Here is a 17176-nt window from a genome sequence, read left to right on the forward strand (position 1 = left end):
CGATCAGGGCGCGCCGGTACCGCCCTGGGCGGCCAGCGGCGCAGCGGCGGCGTCCGGCGTGCCGGCCCGCAGCCATTCGGCGGTGTGGGTGCCCAGCGCGTCGAGTTGCAAGGCGATCAGGCCGAGCTGGGTGCGCACCAGGCCGACGGCCTCCTGCGTGTCGGCATCGGCCTGGCCCACGCGCGTCAGCGCCTCGCGCACGGGGTGACCGGCGGCCAGATCCGCGACATCGGGCGTTCCACGCAGGAACGCCTGGGCCAGCGCGTCGAGCGCCGCTGCCGCGCCCTCGATGCTGTCGAACAGCGCCTCGGCCGACCGCGCCTGCGCGAGCACCGTGCGGTGCGCGCCGAGCGCCGAGACATAGCTCAGCAGCGTGTGCGAGCGGATCAAAAAGCGCAGCGCCACGCCGGCATGCGGCCGCACCACGCCCGGCTCGCGGAACATGTCGCTGACCGCGGTCGACAGGGCCGCATCGGCGTTGTGGGCGTTGCGCCGCGCCAGGCGGTAAGCCAGGTCGTCGCGCGCGCCCGAGCGGTACTGGGCCTCAATCTGCCGCAAGTAGGCCGCGTGCGTCTGCAGGGCCGCGGCGGCGAGTTCGTTGATGCGGCGCGCCGCCCAGTGCGGCAGCACCAGCACCATGGCCAGGCCCGCCAGCGCGCTGCCGATGGCGGTGTCGATCAGCCGCGGCCACAGCAGCAGCCCGCCGTCGCCGACCTGGTTGAAGAACATCAGCACCAGCAACGTGACCGCCGCGGTCGCCAGCAGGTAGCGACGCGCCCGCGCGCCGAAGAAGAACACGCCGGCCGCCACCGCCACCAGCGACTGCAGCCAGGGCTGCGGAAAGAGCGTGAGCACCGCCCAGCCGAGCACCACGCCCAGCGCCGTGCCGGCGACGCGCTCGGCCATGCGCGCCATCGTGTCGCCATAGGTCGGCTGGATGACGAAGAGCGTGGTCAGCAGGATCCAGTATCCCTGCACCGGGTGGATCAGCAGCATCACGCCGTAGCCGGCGACGAGCGCCACGGCCAGCCGCACCGCATGGCGGAACAGCGGCGAGCGCGGCGCGAGCTGGCGCCGCACCCGCTCGACGGCGTCGCGGCCGCTGCGCGGCGAGCGGTCGTACAGGTCCATGTCGGTCCGGCCGGCCTGCGCCGCGGGCTGGCTGGCACCCGCGAGCTGGCCGTCGAGCTGCCCGAGGTTGCGGGCCAGCGCCTCGACCGAGGCCAGCAGCGCCAGGCGCTGCGGCGTGTCGGCGCGCGTGCGCTCGTGCGCGATCGCGCTGCGCAGGTCGGACAGCGCCTGCACCGTCGCACCGCCGGCGACGAAGGGCTCGCGCCGCGCGATCGACAGCGCCAGGCGACGGCAGGCGTCGGCCTGCAGCGCCAGCACGCGCTGGCAGCGGTAGAGCACATCGCTGTGGAAGAAGGCGTCGGCCAGCGCGTTGTAGTCGTCGTGCGACGAGCTGGCGCGCTCGTGCACGTCCTGCGCGATCAGGTAGAGGCCGCGGTAGCGCGTGATGCGGCCGGTCGGCGTGCGCGGGCCGACGCGCCGGAAGATGCTCTCTTTCGCCGCGTTGAGCGCGCCCACCACGCTGGTGTTGAGCTGTGCCAGCGACAGCCGCTTGCGCTCGATGTCGACGCCGCGCACCGGCTCGAACAGCGAGGCCTTGAAGCCGACGTAGTCCGCCAGCGAATGGAAGAGCTTCACCAGCAGCGCCTGCACCGGCTCGGCCGGGAACAGCGCGGCCCAGCCGACCGACCAGGCGCCGTACCAAGCGGCGCCCGACAGCAGCAGCGCCACCTCGTGCCAGCGCGGCTGGCCGCCAGCCGCGTGGTCGAGGCTGAGCGTGGCGTACATCGCGAGGATCAGCGTGGCATGGCCGATGGCCTTGAAGCGCGCCTCGATGGCGCCGAGCATGGTCAGCGCGAAGGCCGCGATCGCCAGTCCGGCGATGAAGAGCACCGGCCGGCCGAACAGCGCCTCGACCGCGAAGGCCATGAGCGCGAAGCACCCCAGCGTGACGGCCTGCGCGCGCCAGCGGCCCTGCCAGCTGTCGTCGGTTTCGGCCAGCGCGCTGGCGATGATGCCCAGCGCCGCGGGGATCAGCGCGTGCATGTGGCCCGTGCCGACGCACAGCGCCATGGCGCTGCCCAGCGCCAGCAGCACGCGCAGCGGCTGGCCGCCGGCGGCGAACAGCCAGCGGCGTGGCGACAGGGCGAGAACGGAATCGGTCATGGCCGGATGCTGCAGGATGCGTGCCACCGCAGGCTGCGCATCACGGGGGGTTCACGTCGGGAGATAACCGCAGAAGCGCAGCACGTGGCCGTCGGGCTCGCGCACCGCCAACTCGCGCAGGCCCCAGGGTTGGGAGGTCGGTGCTTCGACGATGTCGACGCCGCGCTTCACGTAGGTCGCGTACAGGCCGTCGATGTCGTGGCCGACATGGATCACGATCTCGCCGCGCCACGGCCGGGTGTCGCGCATGTTGACCTGCCAGAGCCGCAGGTAGACCGCCTCGCCCTGCCCGGCCGGCGGCACGTGCTTGACCCGCGCATAGCTGGGCGGCTCGCCGGCGACGAAGTCCAGCGTGAAGCCCAGCACGTCGCAGAAGTAGCGGGCGGCGCGGGTCGCATCCGCCACCGGCAGCACCGGCTGCACGCCGTGGAACTGGTGCCGCGTGCCGAGGTCGTCGGCCATCAGTTCAGGGCCCGGCGCAGGGCCGCCACGCGCTCGGCGATGGCGTCGAGGTCGAGCGCCTCCTCGGCGTGGCGCAGGTAGGTTTCCAGGTCGCGCACCGCCGAGGCGGTGTTGCCTTGCGCGGCATGCGCCAGGCCGCGGTCACGGTGCTCGCCCCAGGCCTCGGGCAGCAGCGCCACCAGACGGTCCTGCACGGCGATGGCGCGCTGCCAGTCTTCTTGCGCACGGTGCACTTCCTTCAGATTGCGCAGCATGCGACCGATGATCTCGCGCGGCGGGGCCGGCTGCAGGTAGAGGCCGAGCGGCACGTCGAAATCGCCGACCAGGCCATTGCTCTGCTTGTAGGGCTCGAGCCGCTCGCTCAGGTCTTCGCGTGAGAGCGATTTGCCGGTGAACGGGTCGATCACCACCTGGCCCTTGGGCAGCGTGACCTTCATCATGAAGTGCCCCGGGAACGCGATGCCGCGCGCCTGCAGGCCCAGCCCCTGGGCCAGCTCCATCCACAACACGGCCAGCGAGATCGGAATGCCCCGGCGCGTGCGCAACACCGCGTTCAGGTAGCTGTTGTCGGGGTCGTAGTAGTCGTTGACGTTGCCACCGAAGCTCAGGTCGTGGAAGAAGAACTGGTTGAGCGCGCGCAGGCGCGCGAGCGGTGCCGCGTCCGACGGCAGGCGGCGCTTCAGGCGGGCCAGCAACTGGTCGACGTCGCCCAGCACCTGCTGCACGTCGAGGTCGGGGTATTCGTCCTGCGCGAGCGACGCGGCCGCCTCGAGCAGCGGAAACTGGTCGTCGCTCTTCACGAGCGAGTCGAAGTATTCGAGGGCGGTCGGTGCCGAGAAGCTGAACGTCATGTGGCTCTTTGTAGAGGACCGCGCCGGGAGCGTCAAGGCGACGTTGCGGCCCGCGCCTTATCGCTTGATGAAACTGCGCAACCGCACACCCAGCAGGGTCAAGGCGGCGAAATAGAGCAGGCCGGCACCGGCGATGAACAGCGCCAGCAGGCCGATGCGCTGCAGCCGGACGGCTCGCAGCGCCACCCAGTCGAAATGCCCGGCGCCCCAGTACAACAGAAGGCCCAGCAACGCCGCCGATACGAGCACCTGCAGGACGAACTTGCCCCAGCCGGGTTCGGGCCGGTAGCTGCCGCGCCGCACCAGGCCGGCGAGCAGCCACAGCGCATTGACGACCGCGCCGATCGCGATGGTCAGCGTCAGGGCGGCGTGCTGCAGCAGCGGCACCAGCACGAGGTTGAGCAGCTGGGTGAAGATCAGCACGCCGACCGCGATGCGCATCGGCGAGCGCATGTCGTGGCGCGCGTAGTAGCCCGGCGCCAGCACCTTGATGGCGACGATGCCGACCAGGCCCGCGCCGTAGCCCATCAGCGCGACAGTGGTGCGCTGCACGTCGACCGCACTGAAGGCGCCGTTGTGGAACAGCACCGCGACCAGTGGTTTCGAGAACACCAGCAAGGCCACCGCGCAGGGCACCGACAGCAGCACGACCAGGCGCAGGCCCCAGTCGAGCAGCGAGGAATAGCGGGCGTCGTCCTTGGCCGCGCGGGCGCTGGCCAGCTGCGGCATCAGCACCACGCCGAGCGCCACGCCGAGCATCGCGGTGGGGAACTCCATCAGCCGGTCGGCATAGCTGACCCAGGTCACGCTGCCGGGCGCCAGGTGCGAGGCGATCTGCGTGTTGATGAGCAGCGAGATCTGCGCGACGCTGACACCGATCAGCGCCGGCAGCATCAGCCGGAGGATCTTGCGCGTCGTCGGGTCGTTCCACGATGTGCAGAGCGCGCGCCAGCGCACACCGATGCGCGGCAGCATGCCGATGCGGCGCAGCGCGGGCAACTGGATGCCCAGCTGCAGCGCACCGCCCACCATCACGCCGACGCACTGGGCGTAGATCGGCTCGATGCCCCAACGCCGGAACAGCGGCGCGCCGAACACGATCGAGGAAATCAGCGCCACGTTGAGCAGCACCGGCGAGGCGGCCGGCACCGCAAACTTGCGCCAGGTGTTGAGCACCCCGCCGGCCAGCGCCACCAGCGACATGAAGAAGATGTAGGGGAACATCCAGCGCGTCATGAGCACGGCGGCGTCGTAGCCGTGCGGCGTCTGCTGCAGGCCGCTGGCCATCGCCCACAGCATCAGCGGCGCCCCCGCCACGCCGGCGATGCACAGCAGCACCAGCGCCCAGGTCAGCAGCGTGGCGACATGGTCGACCAGCGCCCGCGCGCCGGCGTCGCCCTGTTCGGTGCGCGTGGCCGACAGCACCGGCACGAACGCCTGGGTAAAGGCGCCCTCCCCCAGTACCCGCCGGAACAGGTTGGGAATGCGAAAGGCCACATTGAAGGCGTCGGTCAGCGCGCTGACCCCGAACACCGACGCCATCAGCAGGTCGCGGATGAGCCCGGTGACCCGGGACGCGAGCGTCAGGAGCGAAACGGTGGAGGCGGATTTGAGCAGGGACACGGCGCCGGAGTGTAGGCCCCGCGCCAGCGGCGTCCTTCCCGCCCGCTTCGCCAGGGACGCCGCGGAACCGGCTCCGCCGGGCCGCTGGCATCGCCCCCCCGTAGGGGGCCGGAGGCCGCACGAAGTGGGCAAGCCGGGGGCGAGGCGAGCTCGGGCTATAATGTTCGGCTTTGCTGCATCATCCCCAGACACCAGGAACCTAAACCATGGCATCCGCAAAACCCAAGAAGAAGAACCCGCGCCTCGCGTCGGGCCGCAAGCGCGTCCGCCAGGACGTCAAGATCAACGCCGCGAACACCTCGCTGCGTTCGAAGTACCGGACCGCGGTCAAGAACGTCGAGAAGGCCGTGCTGGCCGGCGACAAGACCAAGGCGACCGAACTCTTCGCCAAGGCCCAGAGCATCGTCGACACCGTCGCCGACAAGGGCATCTTCCACAAGAACAAGGCTGCGCGCGACAAGAGTCGCCTGTCGGCCAAGGTCAAGGCACTCGCCCTGGCCGCACCGGCGCAAGCCACCGCCTGACCTTCCGTCAGGCCAAGCCCGGACCGGCTCGCCGGTCCGCCGTTTGACAGGGGTGCGCTGCAGCAAAAGTGAAAAACCGCCTTCGGGCGGTTTTTTCATGGGCGCTCGTTTTCCATCCGGCCCGGCGCAGCCGTATTGCGCGGCGCATCGTGCAGATATGCGCAGTTTTCGGGTGAACCCGCCTGCAGGAACGCTGTGGATTTGCCGATAGCCACAACGTCGGGGGTACTCAAGAGAGGCCATCGATCAGGCCAATACCACCCGGAGACACCATGAGCACAGTTCTGAACGAAGTCGACGAGCGCACCAATCTCACCAGCAGCAACCGGTTCGAACTGCTGTTGTTTCGCCTCGGTGAAGCGCCCAACTCGGACCGGCGGGAACTGTTCGGCATCAACGTCTTCAAGGTGCGCGAGATCATCGTGACGCCCTCCATCACGGCGATCGCGGGCTCGTCGCCCCACGTGATGGGCGTGACCAATATCCGCGGTCAGCTGATGCCGGTGATCGACCTGGCGAGCGCGGTGGGATGCGTGCCGAAAAACGGTCGCAACATCCTGCTCGTGACGGAATACGCACGAACGACCCAGGCCTTCGCTGTCGAAGAGGTGGACGAGATCGTGCGACTCGAATGGAGCCAGGTGCTGTCTGCGGAAGGCAGCACCTCGGCCAGCGGCCTGATCACCAGCATCGCCCGGCTGGACGGCGACGTCCACGGCACGCGGCTGGCGCAGGTTCTGGACGTCGAGCAGATCCTGCGCACCGTGCTGCCGCCACCCCCCGAAGACACGACGGCCGAGGCGGTCGACGTGCGGGTCAAGCTGCGCCCCGGCTCGATCATTCTGGCGGCGGACGATTCGATGCTCGCGCGCTCCCTGATCCAGCATGGGCTGACGGCAATGGGCGCGGAACACGAGATGACGAAGTCCGGGAAGGAAGCCTGGGATCGGCTGGAGGCGATCGCCAAGGCCGCGGAAGCCGAGGGCAAGACCGCCGCCGACAAGGTGGCCCTGGTCCTGACCGACCTGGAGATGCCCGAGATGGACGGCTTCACCCTGACGCGGAAGATCAAGGCCGACCCGCGCTTCAGCTCGATTCCCGTGGTGATCCATTCGTCGCTCACGGGGACCACCAACGAGGTCCATGCCAAGGGCGTCGGCGCGGATGCCTTCGTCGGCAAGTTCGTCGCGCAGGAACTGGCCGAGACCATCGAGCGGATGCTGCTGGCGCGACGCTAGAAACTGGAAACGACTCGCCCCCCGTCGGGCCGCCCCTCAGGGCTTGGCCGGCGGTGGCGTGTCGGGGACGACGCAGGCTTCGGCGATCTGCAGGCCGTTGTCGCGCGCGAAGTTCATGACGAAATCCCAGGCCATGACGTCGTGGTCGCGCAGGTCGGTGTGGACGATCACGCACTTCACGCCGCCGACGCTGGTCGGCACGCACCAGGGCGAATAGCTCAGGTGGCTGCCCGGCGTCGCGCCGCCCGGGCGGAAGGAACTCATCACGCCGGCGAGCCGTTCGGCCCAGTCGCTCGGGCGAAAGGTGCGCCCGTCGGACGTGATGCCCTGGATGAAAACTTCTTTGGCGCGGGGAGAAATCATCGGTGGGAAGAAGGCGTCGCGAGGCGTTGTGCTGCGACGCACAAGATTCTATCCGCGGGCCCGCCCGACGGCATGTCGGCCGACATTGCTGCGATGCGGAATCGGCAACAAAGCCGCAAAGCCCGCCGCCTAGAATCGCCTTCCCTTTCCGGAGAACCGCATGAGCGCCCTTGCTGTCGAACCCACCTCGCCCCACGTCATGAACACCTACGGTCGCCTGCCGATCGCGTTGTCGCACGGCCAGGGCTGCCGAGTGTGGGACACGAATGGCCGCGCCTACCTCGACGGGCTGGGCGGCATCGCGGTCAACACGCTGGGCCACAACCACCCCGAGCTGGTGCCCGCGCTGCAGGACCAGCTGTCGAAGATCATCCACAGCTGCAACTACTACCACGTGCCCGGGCAGGAAAAGCTGGCCACCAAGCTGACCGAACTGGCCGGCATGACCAACGTCTTCTTCTGCTGCACCGGCCTGGAGGCCAACGAAGCCGCGCTGAAGCTGGCGCGCAAGTTCGGCCACGACAAGGGCATCGAGCGCCCGGAAATCGTGGTCTACGAAGCCGCCTTCCACGGCCGGTCGATCGCCACGCTGTCGGCCACCGGCAACCCGAAGATCCAGAAGGGCTTCGGCCCGCTGGTGGAGGGCTTCATCCGCGTGCCGCTCAACGACATCGACGCGCTGAAGAAGGCGACCGAAGGCAACCCGAACGTGGTGGCCGTGTTCTTCGAGGCCATCCAGGGCGAAGGCGGCATCCACCCGATGGCGCTGGAATACATGCGCCAGGTGCGCGCCCTGTGCGACGAGCGCGACTGGCTCATGATGATCGACGAGGTGCAGTGCGGCATGGGCCGCACCGGCAAGTGGTTCGCGCACCAGTGGGCCGGCATCGTGCCCGACGTGATGCCGCTGGCCAAGGGCCTGGGCTCCGGCGTGCCGATCGGCGCCGTGGTGGCAGGCCCGCGCGCCGCGCAGATCTTCGGCCCGGGCAACCATGGCACGACCTTCGGCGGCAACCCGCTGGCGATGCGCGCCGGCATCGAGACCATCCGCATCATGGAAGAGCAGAAGCTGCTCGACAACGCGGCCACCGTCGGCGCCCACCTGAAGGCGGCCCTGGAGCGCGAATTCGAAGGCCTGGCCGGCGTGAAGGAAGTGCGCGGCCAGGGCCTGATGCTGGGCATCGAACTCGACCGGCCCTGCGGCGTGATCCTCAACCGCGCCTGCGAGGCCGGCCTGCTGCTGTCGGTGACGGCGGACAGCGTGATCCGCCTGGTGCCGCCGCTGATCCTGAGCGTGGCAGAGGCCGACGAGATCGTCGCCATCCTCGCGCCGCTGGTGAAGGCCTTCCTCGAGGAGCCGGCGCCATGACGACCACGGCAGCCCTGCGGCACTACCTCCAGTTCTCCGACCTCTCGGCGGACGACTACGCCTACCTGTTCGAGCGTGCCGCGATCATCAAGAAGAAGTTCAAGGCCTACGAGCGTCACCAGCCCCTGGTCGACCGCACCCTGGCGATGATCTTCGAGAAGGCCAGCACCCGCACGCGCGTGAGCTTCGAGGCCGGCATGTACCAGCTGGGCGGCTCGGTGGTGAACCTCACGACCGGCGACAGCCAACTGGGCCGCGCCGAGCCGATCGAGGACAGCGCCAAGGTCATCAGCCGGATGGTGGACATCGTGATGATCCGCACCTTCGGCCAGGACAAGATCGACGCCTTCGCGGCCAACTCGCGCGTGCCCGTCATCAACGGCCTGACCAACGAGTTCCACCCCTGCCAGATCCTGGCGGACATCTTCACCTACATCGAGCACCGCGGCTCGATCCAGGGCAAGACGGTGGCCTGGGTCGGCGACGGCAACAACATGGCCAACACCTGGCTGCAGGCGGCCGACATCCTGGGCTTCACGGTGCACGTGAGCACGCCCAGCGGCTACGAGGTCGATCAGTCGATCGCAGGCATCCGCTCGGCCGAGAGCTACCAGGTCTTCAAGGACCCGATGGAAGCCTGCCGCGGCGCCGACTTGGTGACCACCGACGTGTGGACCAGCATGGGCTACGAGGCCGAAAACGAAGCCCGCAAGGCCGCCTTCGCCGACTGGTGCGTCGACACCGAGATGATGCGCATCGCGCAAACCGACGCGCTCTTCATGCACTGCCTGCCGGCGCACCGCGGCGAAGAGGTCGAGGCCGACGTGATCGACGGCCCGCAGTCGGTCGTTTGGGACGAGGCCGAGAACCGCATGCACGTGCAGAAGGCGCTGATGGAATTCCTGCTGCTGGGGCGCCTGCAAGAGGCCTGAGAGCCCTGCGCCCGACCTCCCCCGCCCCACCGGCGGGTGGAGGCCTCAGCGGATGCGCTTGCTGATGCCGGCAAGCCGTTCCATCACGACCATCAGCACCAGCGTCACCAGCACCATCAGGGTCGAGACGGCGGCGATGCTCACGTCGAGGCGCCCTTCCAGGTCCTGCCACATGCGGATCGGCAGCATGTCGGTGGAGGCATCGCGCAGGAACAGCGACACCGGCACGTTGTCGAACGAGGACATGAAGCAGATGAACGCGCCCGCGGCCACGCCCGGCGCGATCAGCGGCAGCGTGACGCGCCGGAAGGTGTACGCACGGCTTGCGCCCAGGCTGGCCGAACTCTCGAGCAGGGCCGGCGGCAACTGAGAGAGCGCCGCGACCGTGGTGCGGATGACGTAGGGCACGCCCACCACCGTGTGGCCGATCACCAGGGTCCAGAGCGACAGCTGGATGCCGATGCGCGAAAAGTAGATGAGCGATGCCAGCCCGAAGGCCAGCGCCGGCAGGATCAGCGGCGACATGAAAAAGGAATCGAGCACCCGCGCCATCGCCTTCTCCGAGCGCGCGATGGCCATGGCTGCGCCCACCCCCAGCACCACCGCGAGCAACGTCGATGCGCAGGCCACCTTCAGACTGTTGAGTGCCGCGTATTGCAGCTGGAAGGCGTCGGGCAGCGAGGCATACCAACGCAGCGAATAGCCCGGCGGCGGAAACTTGAGCGAAAAACCGTTGGTGAACGACAGCACGATCACGATGACGGTCGGCGCCAGCAGCAGCACCGTGGCGATGACCGCGATCGCGCCGAGCACCCCCGTCAAGGCGACGGCCGAGCCTTCGTATTTGCGCCCGGCACTCATGAGGCAACCTCCGCCCTGCGGGCTGCGGTACGAGCGCCTTCGGGCGGCCGGGCGGCGCTCATGCACCTGCGCGGCTGAGCCGCCCGAGGAGGTTGAAGACGCTGACGCAGGCCATCACCGCGACGAGAAAGACCAGCGAGATGGCGGCGGCGAAGGGCCAGTTCTGCAGCGACGAGGCCTGCTGGTAGATGTACATCGGCATGAAGAGCATCTGGCCGCCGCCGATGAGCGACTGCGATATGAAGGCGGTGATGCTGGCCGCGAAGGTCAGCAGGCAGCCGGCCACGATCCCGGGCAGCGTGAGTGGCAAGGTGATCTTGACGAAGGTGCGCAGCGCGCTCGCGCCGAGCGCCGACGAGGCGTCTTCCAGGTTCGGATCGAGCTTCTGCAAGGCGGTGATGAGCGGCAACACCATCAGCGGCAGCTGCACGTTGGCCAGCGTGACGATCAGGCCGCCGCGGGTGTAGAGCAGTTTCAGCGGCGCATCGATCCAGCCGAACTCCGCCAGCACCGAATTCACGATGCCCTGGCGTCCGAGGATCACGACCCACGCGAAGGTGCGCACCACCACACTGGTCAGCAGCGGCATCAGGATGGCCAGCATCAGCAGCTTCTGCAGACTGCCGGGGCTGCGCACGTAGCACCAGGCCAGCGCGTAGCCGAGCAGCAGGCACAGCAGCGTGGTCTGCAGGCCGAGCCACAGCGTGTCGAACAGCACCGGCAGCGTGAAGCCGTCGGTCGCGATCTTCACGTACTGGTCGAAGCCGAAGGATTGGAGCTCCGGCGTGGCGTAGAAGCTGATGACGATCAGCAGCAGCAAGGGCGCCAGGAAGAACAGCACGAAGAACGCCGCCAGCGGCGTGGCGAAGGCCAGGCTGTAGCCGGTGACGGGCGGACCCTTGAGGACGGCGGCGGTCATCGTGCGTGCTCGCGCTCAGCGCGCCATCAAAGCTTGATCTCGCGGTTGAAGCGGTCGATCCAGGCGGCGCGGTTCTCGTTGATCTTCTTCCAGTCCTGGAAGACGAACTTCTTCTTCATCTCGGCCGTGTCCTTGGCCAGTACCTTGGCGATCTCGCCTTCCATCTTGACCTTGGCGTTGGTCGGCACGACCAGGTACGGCGCCTGCATCAGCTTGCCCTGCACCTCGGGCGACAGCGCCACGTCGATGAGCTGGGCGGCGAGCGCCTTGTTGGGTGAGTTCTTGACGATGTGGATGCTGGTCTTGAAGGCGATGGCACCCTCCTTCGGCGCCACGAATTCGACCGGCACGCCGCGCGCCTTGAGGATCTGGATGGCGTTGAAGTTGCCGGGGCTGATGTCGATCTGGCCCTGCTGGTAGAGCGCGGCCAGTGCGCCCGGGTTGGCGGCCACGGCGGCCAGGTTCGGCTTGAGCTTGTCGATGGCCTTGAAGCCTTCCTCGACATTGCCTTCGCCGCCGCCGTGCATGCGCGCGATCTCGACCAGGAAGCCGGTGCCCAGCGTCGAATTCAGGTTGGTGATGCCGACGCGGCCCTTGTACTCGGGCTTCCACAGGTCGGCCCAGGAGGTCGGCGGCGTCTTGATCTTCTCGGGGTTGTAGGTCAGGCCCACCACCTGGAAGAACATCGACGGCCCCATCGGGTCCTGCGCCTCGGGGATCAGGTCCTTGTAGTTCTTGCTCGACGCCACCGGGAACGGCTCCACCAGGTCCTGCCCGATGGCGGTCAGCGCCGGACCCGGGTCGTGCAACATCACGTCGATCGGCGGGTTGTTGCGCGCCGCCGCGACCTTCGCGATCTGGTCCACCGAGAGCATCGCGTCGAGCAGCACGTCCTGGCCGGTGGCCTTCTTGAAGGCGGGCACCAGCACGTCGCGGTGCGCCTCTTCCCAGCTGCCGGTGAAGGTGGCGAACACCAGCTTGCGCGCCTGCGCCTGGCTGATACCGGGGAAGAGCTGCAGCGCGCTCAGCGTGAGCGCACTGCCGAGCAGGTGGCGACGGGACAGTTCCATGGAAGACCTCGTGAAAGTGAGTGGGAGTGAAGAGAGACGGTGGAGGATCTCAGGGCGCGGCAAAGACCGTCACGCCCTCGGGCGACGCAGGCCGGAGCCGGACGCGGGTGCCGGCGGCGCGCGGCCCCATGCCCGGCATGCGGGGTTCGGACAACTTCAGCCGCAGGCCCGAGGCCGTGCGGATCTCGTGGACGATGGTGGCGCCCAGCGGCATGCCCAGTTCGACCGTGCCTTCGAGACCGTCCGACGCGGTGTCCGCATCCAGGCGCATGTTCTCGGGCCGGATGCAGGCGACCACCCGCGCGCCCGGCGCGACGCCCACCGGCGCCCGCGCCGCGAGCCAGGTGCCGTCGTCCAGCCGGACCCCGGCCTGCCCACCGGAGACCTCGCCCAGCACGCCCGGCAGCACGTTCGCGGTGCCGACGAACTGGTTCACAAAATAGGTCGCCGGTGTGTCGTACACCGCCGAAGGCGCGGCGAACTGCTCGAGCCGACCCTGGCTCAGCACGGCCACGCGGTCGGCCATGCCGAGCGCCTCTTCCTGGTCGTGCGTGACGATGATGGCGGTGGTGCCCGCCGCGCGCTGGATGCGCTTGATCTCGATCTGCATGTCCAGCCGCAGGCTCTTGTCGAGCGCCGAGAAGGGCTCGTCGAGCAAGAGCACGCGCGGCTCGATCGCCAGAGCGCGCGCGAGCGCCACGCGCTGCTGCTGGCCACCCGACAGCTGCTTGGTGAGGCGGTCGGCCAGGTGCCCGAGCTGGACCATCTCGAGCATCTCGGCGGTCCGCTTGCGGGCGGCCTGGCGGTCGGTGCCGCGTGCCGCCAGCCCGTAGCCGACGTTGTCCGCCACCGTCATGTGCGGGAAGAGCGCGTAGTTCTGGAACACGATCCCGACCTGGCGCCGCGCCGGCGGCAGGTCGTCGATGCGGCGCCCGCCGACCACCACCTTGCCCGAGGTCTGCTGGATGAAGCCCGCGATGATCCGCAGCAGCGTCGTCTTGCCGCAGCCGCTCGGGCCCAGCAGCGCGACGAGCTCGCCCGCCTGGACCTCCAGGGTCACATGGTCGACGGCCAACGCGCCCGCATAGCGATGCACGATGTCGTCGAGCGTCAGGCTTTGTCCGGTGGTCGATTCCATGCAGGACCTCCATGCAATCGGCGTGCCATGTTTTGTATCCAATGTGCGCAGGCCGATCTTTTGGAGCATCCGCGTCGCACCGACGCCGCGTTCGCCACCGTCGCTGAGACGGCGCAATCATCAGCTACGCATCACCGGCATGATTTGGTGCAATCTGGCACCGGATTGGATACAACTTATCAAACAGATGCACCGAAAAAGGCGTGGGGCTACCCGGGCGATAACGGGCGCGCCGTCAGCAGGCGCAGCCCCATCGCCGTGGCGGCCGTGAGCAGGACCGCGAAGGCCGTCGTGGTCCCTGCCGCGGCACCGAGCGCGGCGAAGCCGATCGGCGCCAGCGCCAGGCCGGCGTAGCCGAAGAGCAGCACCGCACCGCTCACGGCGCCGGCGCGTTCGGGGCCGGCCAGCCGGGCGATCTCGGCGACCATCACGCCGTTCCAGCCGCTGGCGCTGAGCCCCAGCACGGCCAGCAGCAGCGCCAGCGCGGCGGGCGGCGGCACCCCCGGCCAGAGGAAGAGCGCCAGGCCGGCGGCACCCATCATCAGCCCGAGCACGCCGACGAGGCGCACCGTCGACAGGCCCGGCCGCTGCGCCACGCGGCCCCAGAGCAAGCGGCCGACCAGCCCCGCGGCCTGCATCAGCGCCACCCAGCCGGCCGCCACAGGCACCGGCAGCGACCAGTGACGCACCGCATGGCTCATGGTGAAGAAGTTGAGGCACACCTGCGTGGCCATGAACACGACCGTCGCGACCGTCAGCACCCGCAGCGCCGGCGATGCGGCGAGTGCGCGCAGCCCGCTCGCATCGAGGGCCGCGCCGGGCGATGGCATGGGGCGGACGGCAGGCGGCGCGCCGTCCACCCGCTGCAGCGCGAAGCAGCAGAGCGCCACGGCAAGCGCGAAGGCCGCGACCGCCCCGAAGGCCACGGCCGCGTGCACCAGCATCAGCGAAGGCAGCAGCAACGACCCGGCCACCGCGCCGATCTGGTTGCCGGTCTGGCGGATCGAGAAGACCCACGGCCGCCGGGCAAGCGGCGTCACGCGCGACAGCACGGCGGCGCTGGCGGGCGTCTCCGGCCCGAAGGCCAGGCCCAGCAGCACCGCGGCCGGCCACAGCGACCAGCGCGCGGGGCCCAGGCCGAGCGCATCGGCCACGACGCACAGCATCGCGAGCAGCACGCACACCATGCAGAGCCCCGCCAGCGGCAGGTCGCCGATGCGGCCGATCAGCCAGCCGGTCGCGAGCGACGACAGCGCGCCGACGCCGAACAGCGTGGTGCCCAGCCACCCCAGCGTGCCGAGGTCGACGCCCAGTTGCGGCGCCAGCACCGAGAGCGAAAACGCCCCCATGGCCACGACCGCCTGCACCGCCGTCATGGCGGGCAGCGTGCGGCCGAGGGAGGTGGTCAGGGGGTCGCCCCCGGGCCGAGCAGGCGCGCGATGGCGTCGGGCAGGCCGGCGTTGGGCTTGACCGGCGGCGGCGCGAAACTGCCGCTGCGCGCCTTGCCCGGCGCCAGCGCCACCATCGTCTCCGCATGCCGCACGGCGCTCGACACACCGTCGACCACCGGCACCGGCAGTTCGCCGCGCACCGCGCGCGCCAGGCCCGCCAGCGGCGCGCCGGCGAGGATGATCACCTCGGCACCGTCCTCGGCCACGGCGCGTTCGCACAGCGCGCGCAGCGCCTCTGCATGGTCGGTCTGCACGCTGCCGATGCCGGCGAGCGGCTGGTCGAGCGCACGGATGCTCGCGAGCCGGCCGATCAGCCCGTTCGCTTCCACCACCTCGCGGTACCAGGCGCTGATGCGCTGCGAGATCGCGACGATCGAGAAGCGGTGGCCCAGCAGGCAGGCGCTCGCCAGCGCCGATTCGCTCAGCCCCAGCACCGGCACCGGCAATGCCTCGCGCAGCCCGCCCAGGCCCGGGTCGCCAAAGGCCGCGACGATCACCGCGTCGTGGCCCGCCACATGCTCGGCCGCCACCTGCGCCGTGGCGTAGGCGCCGATCAGTGCTTCGAAGCGCGTCTCGATGTAGGCCACGCCGAAGGGCGCAGTCTTCATCGTGAGTTCGGTGCCCGGCGCGGCCGTGCGGCGGGCTTCGGCCTCGATCAGCGCCGTGACGCTCTCCGAGATGTTGGGGTTGATGATCAGCAGGCGCATAGGACCTCAGGCGGCGCGGCGGGCCGGCATCAGCGACGGCGCGCCGCAGGCCAGCAGCTGGCCGCGGCCGGGCTGCGGATGGAAGTCGCGGCCGTCCCACACCACCTCGCCGCGGGCCAGCGTCAGGCCCGGCCAGGCCTTCAGGCGCATGCCTTCGTAGGGCGTGTAGTCGACCTCGTGGTGCAGCTGTTCGTTCTTCAGGATGAAGTCGCGCTCGTCCCAGATCACCAGGTCGGCGTCGGCGCCGATCGAGATGCTGCCCTTGCGCGGATGCAGGCCGTAGGCCTTGGCCGGGCCGGTGGCGGTCAGCTCGACGAAGCGGTGCGGCGTCATGCGGCCGGCCAGCACGCCTTCGGACCACAGCAGCGCCATGCGCGTCTCGATGCCGGGGATGCCGTTGGGAATGTGGCGGAAGCCGACCTCTTCGCCGTTGGGCTTCTTGCCCTCTGGCGCGTCGAACTTGAAGGGCGCATGGTCGGACGAGAACACGGTGAAGAGCCCGTCGTTCAGCCCGTCCCAGATCACCTGCTGGTTCGCCTTGTCGCGCGGCGGCGGGCTGCAGACGCACTTGGCGCCCTTGTAGCTGTCGTCGATGCCGAGGTCTTCCGCCGTGAGGAAGAGGTACTGCGGGCAGGTCTCCGCGAACACGCTCAGGCCGTGCGCGCGTGCCCAGCGGATCTGCTCGACCGCCTCGCGGCCCGACACGTGCACGATCAGGATCGGCACGTCGACCAGCTCGGCCAGCGCGATGGCGCGGTGCGTCGCTTCGCGCTCCACCAGCATCGGGCGCGAATGCGCGTGGTAGCGCGGCGCGGTACGGCCGGCGGCCTCGAGCCGCTTGGTCAGCCACTCGATGCAGTCGGCGTTCTCGGCGTGGATCATCGCCATCGCACCCTGCTGGCGGGCGACGTCGAGCACGTCGAGGATCTGGCCGTCATCGAGCTTCATGTCGTCGTAGGTCATGTAGATCTTGAACGAGGTGAAGCCTTCGCGGATGAGTTCGGGCAGCTCCACCTTCAGCACCTCGGGCGTCGGGTCGCTCACGATCAGGTGGAAGGCGTAGTCGACGTGCGCCTTGCCGGCGGCACGCGCACGGTAGTCCTCCACCGCCGCGCGCAGCGACTGGCCCTTCTGCTGCGCCGCGAAGGGAATGACGGTGGTGGTGCCGCCGCAGGCGGCCGAGCGCGTGCCGGTGTTGAAGTCGTCGGCGTTGCGCGTGGGCGGCGGCATGGGCTGGTCGAGGTGGCAGTGCGCGTCGACGCCGCCCGGCGTCACGGCACGGCCGGCCGCGTCGATCTCGCGCACGCCCGGCCCGATGCCGAGCCCGAGCTGCACGATGCGGCCGTCGCGAATGCCGATGTCGCTGGTGAAGGTGTCGCTGGCCGTGATGGCCTTCGCGTTGCGGATGACGAGGTCGAAATCAGGCATGGGGT

16 protein-coding genes are annotated in these 17176 nt (G+C 69.5%); 4 read left to right on the top strand and 12 right to left on the bottom strand.

Features of this window, described 5'->3' with window-relative positions; translation table 11 throughout:
- Positions 1-3: 3 nt before the first annotated feature.
- The 4 genes from yccS to murJ are packed head-to-tail and all read right to left on the bottom strand — an operon-like array spanning position 4 to position 5171.
- Positions 4-2235: a YccS family putative transporter gene (gene yccS, locus QTH86_RS24655; protein ID WP_286648805.1), complete on the bottom strand. Its 2232-nt coding sequence runs from the start codon at positions 2233-2235 to the stop codon at positions 4-6.
- A gap of 51 nt (positions 2236-2286) precedes the next feature.
- Entirely contained in the window at positions 2287-2697 is a 411-nt protein-coding gene (locus QTH86_RS24660) for a VOC family protein (RefSeq protein ID WP_286648806.1), read from the bottom strand.
- Positions 2697-3548: a SirB1 family protein gene (locus QTH86_RS24665; RefSeq protein WP_286648807.1), complete on the bottom strand. Its 852-nt coding sequence runs from the start codon at positions 3546-3548 to the stop codon at positions 2697-2699. The genes QTH86_RS24660 and QTH86_RS24665 overlap by 1 nt, the downstream gene beginning before the upstream one ends.
- Before the next feature lie 57 nt (positions 3549-3605).
- Positions 3606-5171, bottom strand: a complete 1566-nt coding sequence (gene murJ, locus QTH86_RS24670; protein WP_286648808.1) for a murein biosynthesis integral membrane protein MurJ — start codon at positions 5169-5171, stop codon at positions 3606-3608.
- A 206-nt stretch (positions 5172-5377) separates the two neighbouring features.
- Between murJ and rpsT the strand changes: the two genes are divergently transcribed.
- Positions 5378-5695: a 30S ribosomal protein S20 gene (rpsT, locus tag QTH86_RS24675; RefSeq protein WP_286648809.1), complete on the top strand. Its 318-nt coding sequence runs from the start codon at positions 5378-5380 to the stop codon at positions 5693-5695.
- Between the two features lie 272 nt (positions 5696-5967).
- Positions 5968-6933 (top strand): chemotaxis protein, encoded by a 966-nt coding sequence (locus QTH86_RS24680; RefSeq protein WP_286648810.1) that lies wholly within the window; start codon positions 5968-5970, stop codon positions 6931-6933.
- Between the two features lie 36 nt (positions 6934-6969).
- Here the strand turns inward: QTH86_RS24680 and QTH86_RS24685 are convergent, their stop codons facing one another.
- Entirely contained in the window at positions 6970-7296 is a 327-nt protein-coding gene (locus QTH86_RS24685; protein ID WP_286648811.1) for a DUF3579 domain-containing protein, read from the bottom strand.
- Positions 7297-7456: 160 nt separating this feature from the next.
- On the opposite strand from QTH86_RS24685, the gene QTH86_RS24690 reads away from it, so the two are divergent.
- On the top strand, positions 7457-8665 hold the full coding sequence (locus tag QTH86_RS24690; RefSeq protein ID WP_286648812.1) for an aspartate aminotransferase family protein: 1209 nt from the start codon (positions 7457-7459) through the stop codon (positions 8663-8665).
- Positions 8662-9597 (top strand): ornithine carbamoyltransferase, encoded by a 936-nt coding sequence (gene argF / locus QTH86_RS24695; RefSeq protein WP_286648813.1) that lies wholly within the window; start codon positions 8662-8664, stop codon positions 9595-9597. Before QTH86_RS24690 ends, argF begins: the two co-directional genes overlap by 4 nt.
- A 45-nt stretch (positions 9598-9642) precedes the next feature.
- Here argF and QTH86_RS24700 read toward each other — a convergent pair whose 3' ends face one another.
- The 7 genes from QTH86_RS24700 to hydA form a co-directional block, all read right to left on the bottom strand.
- The gene (locus tag QTH86_RS24700) at positions 9643-10458 is read right to left on the bottom strand and encodes an ABC transporter permease (RefSeq protein WP_286648814.1); all 816 of its coding nucleotides are present in this window, start codon (positions 10456-10458) and stop codon (positions 9643-9645) included.
- 58 nt (positions 10459-10516) lie between these two features.
- Positions 10517-11377 (bottom strand): ABC transporter permease, encoded by an 861-nt coding sequence (locus QTH86_RS24705; protein WP_286648815.1) that lies wholly within the window; start codon positions 11375-11377, stop codon positions 10517-10519.
- A 26-nt stretch (positions 11378-11403) separates the two neighbouring features.
- The gene (locus tag QTH86_RS24710) at positions 11404-12447 is read right to left on the bottom strand and encodes an ABC transporter substrate-binding protein (protein WP_286648816.1); all 1044 of its coding nucleotides are present in this window, start codon (positions 12445-12447) and stop codon (positions 11404-11406) included.
- Positions 12448-12496: 49 nt separating this feature from the next.
- The gene (locus QTH86_RS24715) at positions 12497-13585 is read right to left on the bottom strand and encodes an ABC transporter ATP-binding protein (RefSeq protein ID WP_286648817.1); all 1089 of its coding nucleotides are present in this window, start codon (positions 13583-13585) and stop codon (positions 12497-12499) included.
- A gap of 209 nt (positions 13586-13794) precedes the next feature.
- Positions 13795-14961 carry an MFS transporter gene (locus QTH86_RS24720; protein WP_286648818.1) on the bottom strand — a complete coding sequence of 389 codons (1167 nt, stop codon included), beginning with the start codon at positions 14959-14961 and terminating at the stop codon, positions 13795-13797.
- Between the two features lie 29 nt (positions 14962-14990).
- Positions 14991-15743, bottom strand: coding sequence for an aspartate/glutamate racemase family protein (locus tag QTH86_RS24725; RefSeq protein ID WP_286648819.1), 753 nt, complete (start codon positions 15741-15743; stop codon positions 14991-14993).
- 6 nt (positions 15744-15749) lie between these two features.
- Complete coding sequence (gene hydA / locus QTH86_RS24730; RefSeq protein WP_286648820.1) at positions 15750-17171, bottom strand: dihydropyrimidinase; 1422 nt, start codon at positions 17169-17171, stop codon at positions 15750-15752.
- Positions 17172-17176: the final 5 nt, after the last annotated feature.

It is taken from the genome of Variovorax sp. J2L1-78, assembly GCF_030317205.1.
GTDB classification, from domain to species: domain Bacteria; phylum Pseudomonadota; class Gammaproteobacteria; order Burkholderiales; family Burkholderiaceae_C; genus Variovorax; species Variovorax arabinosiphilus.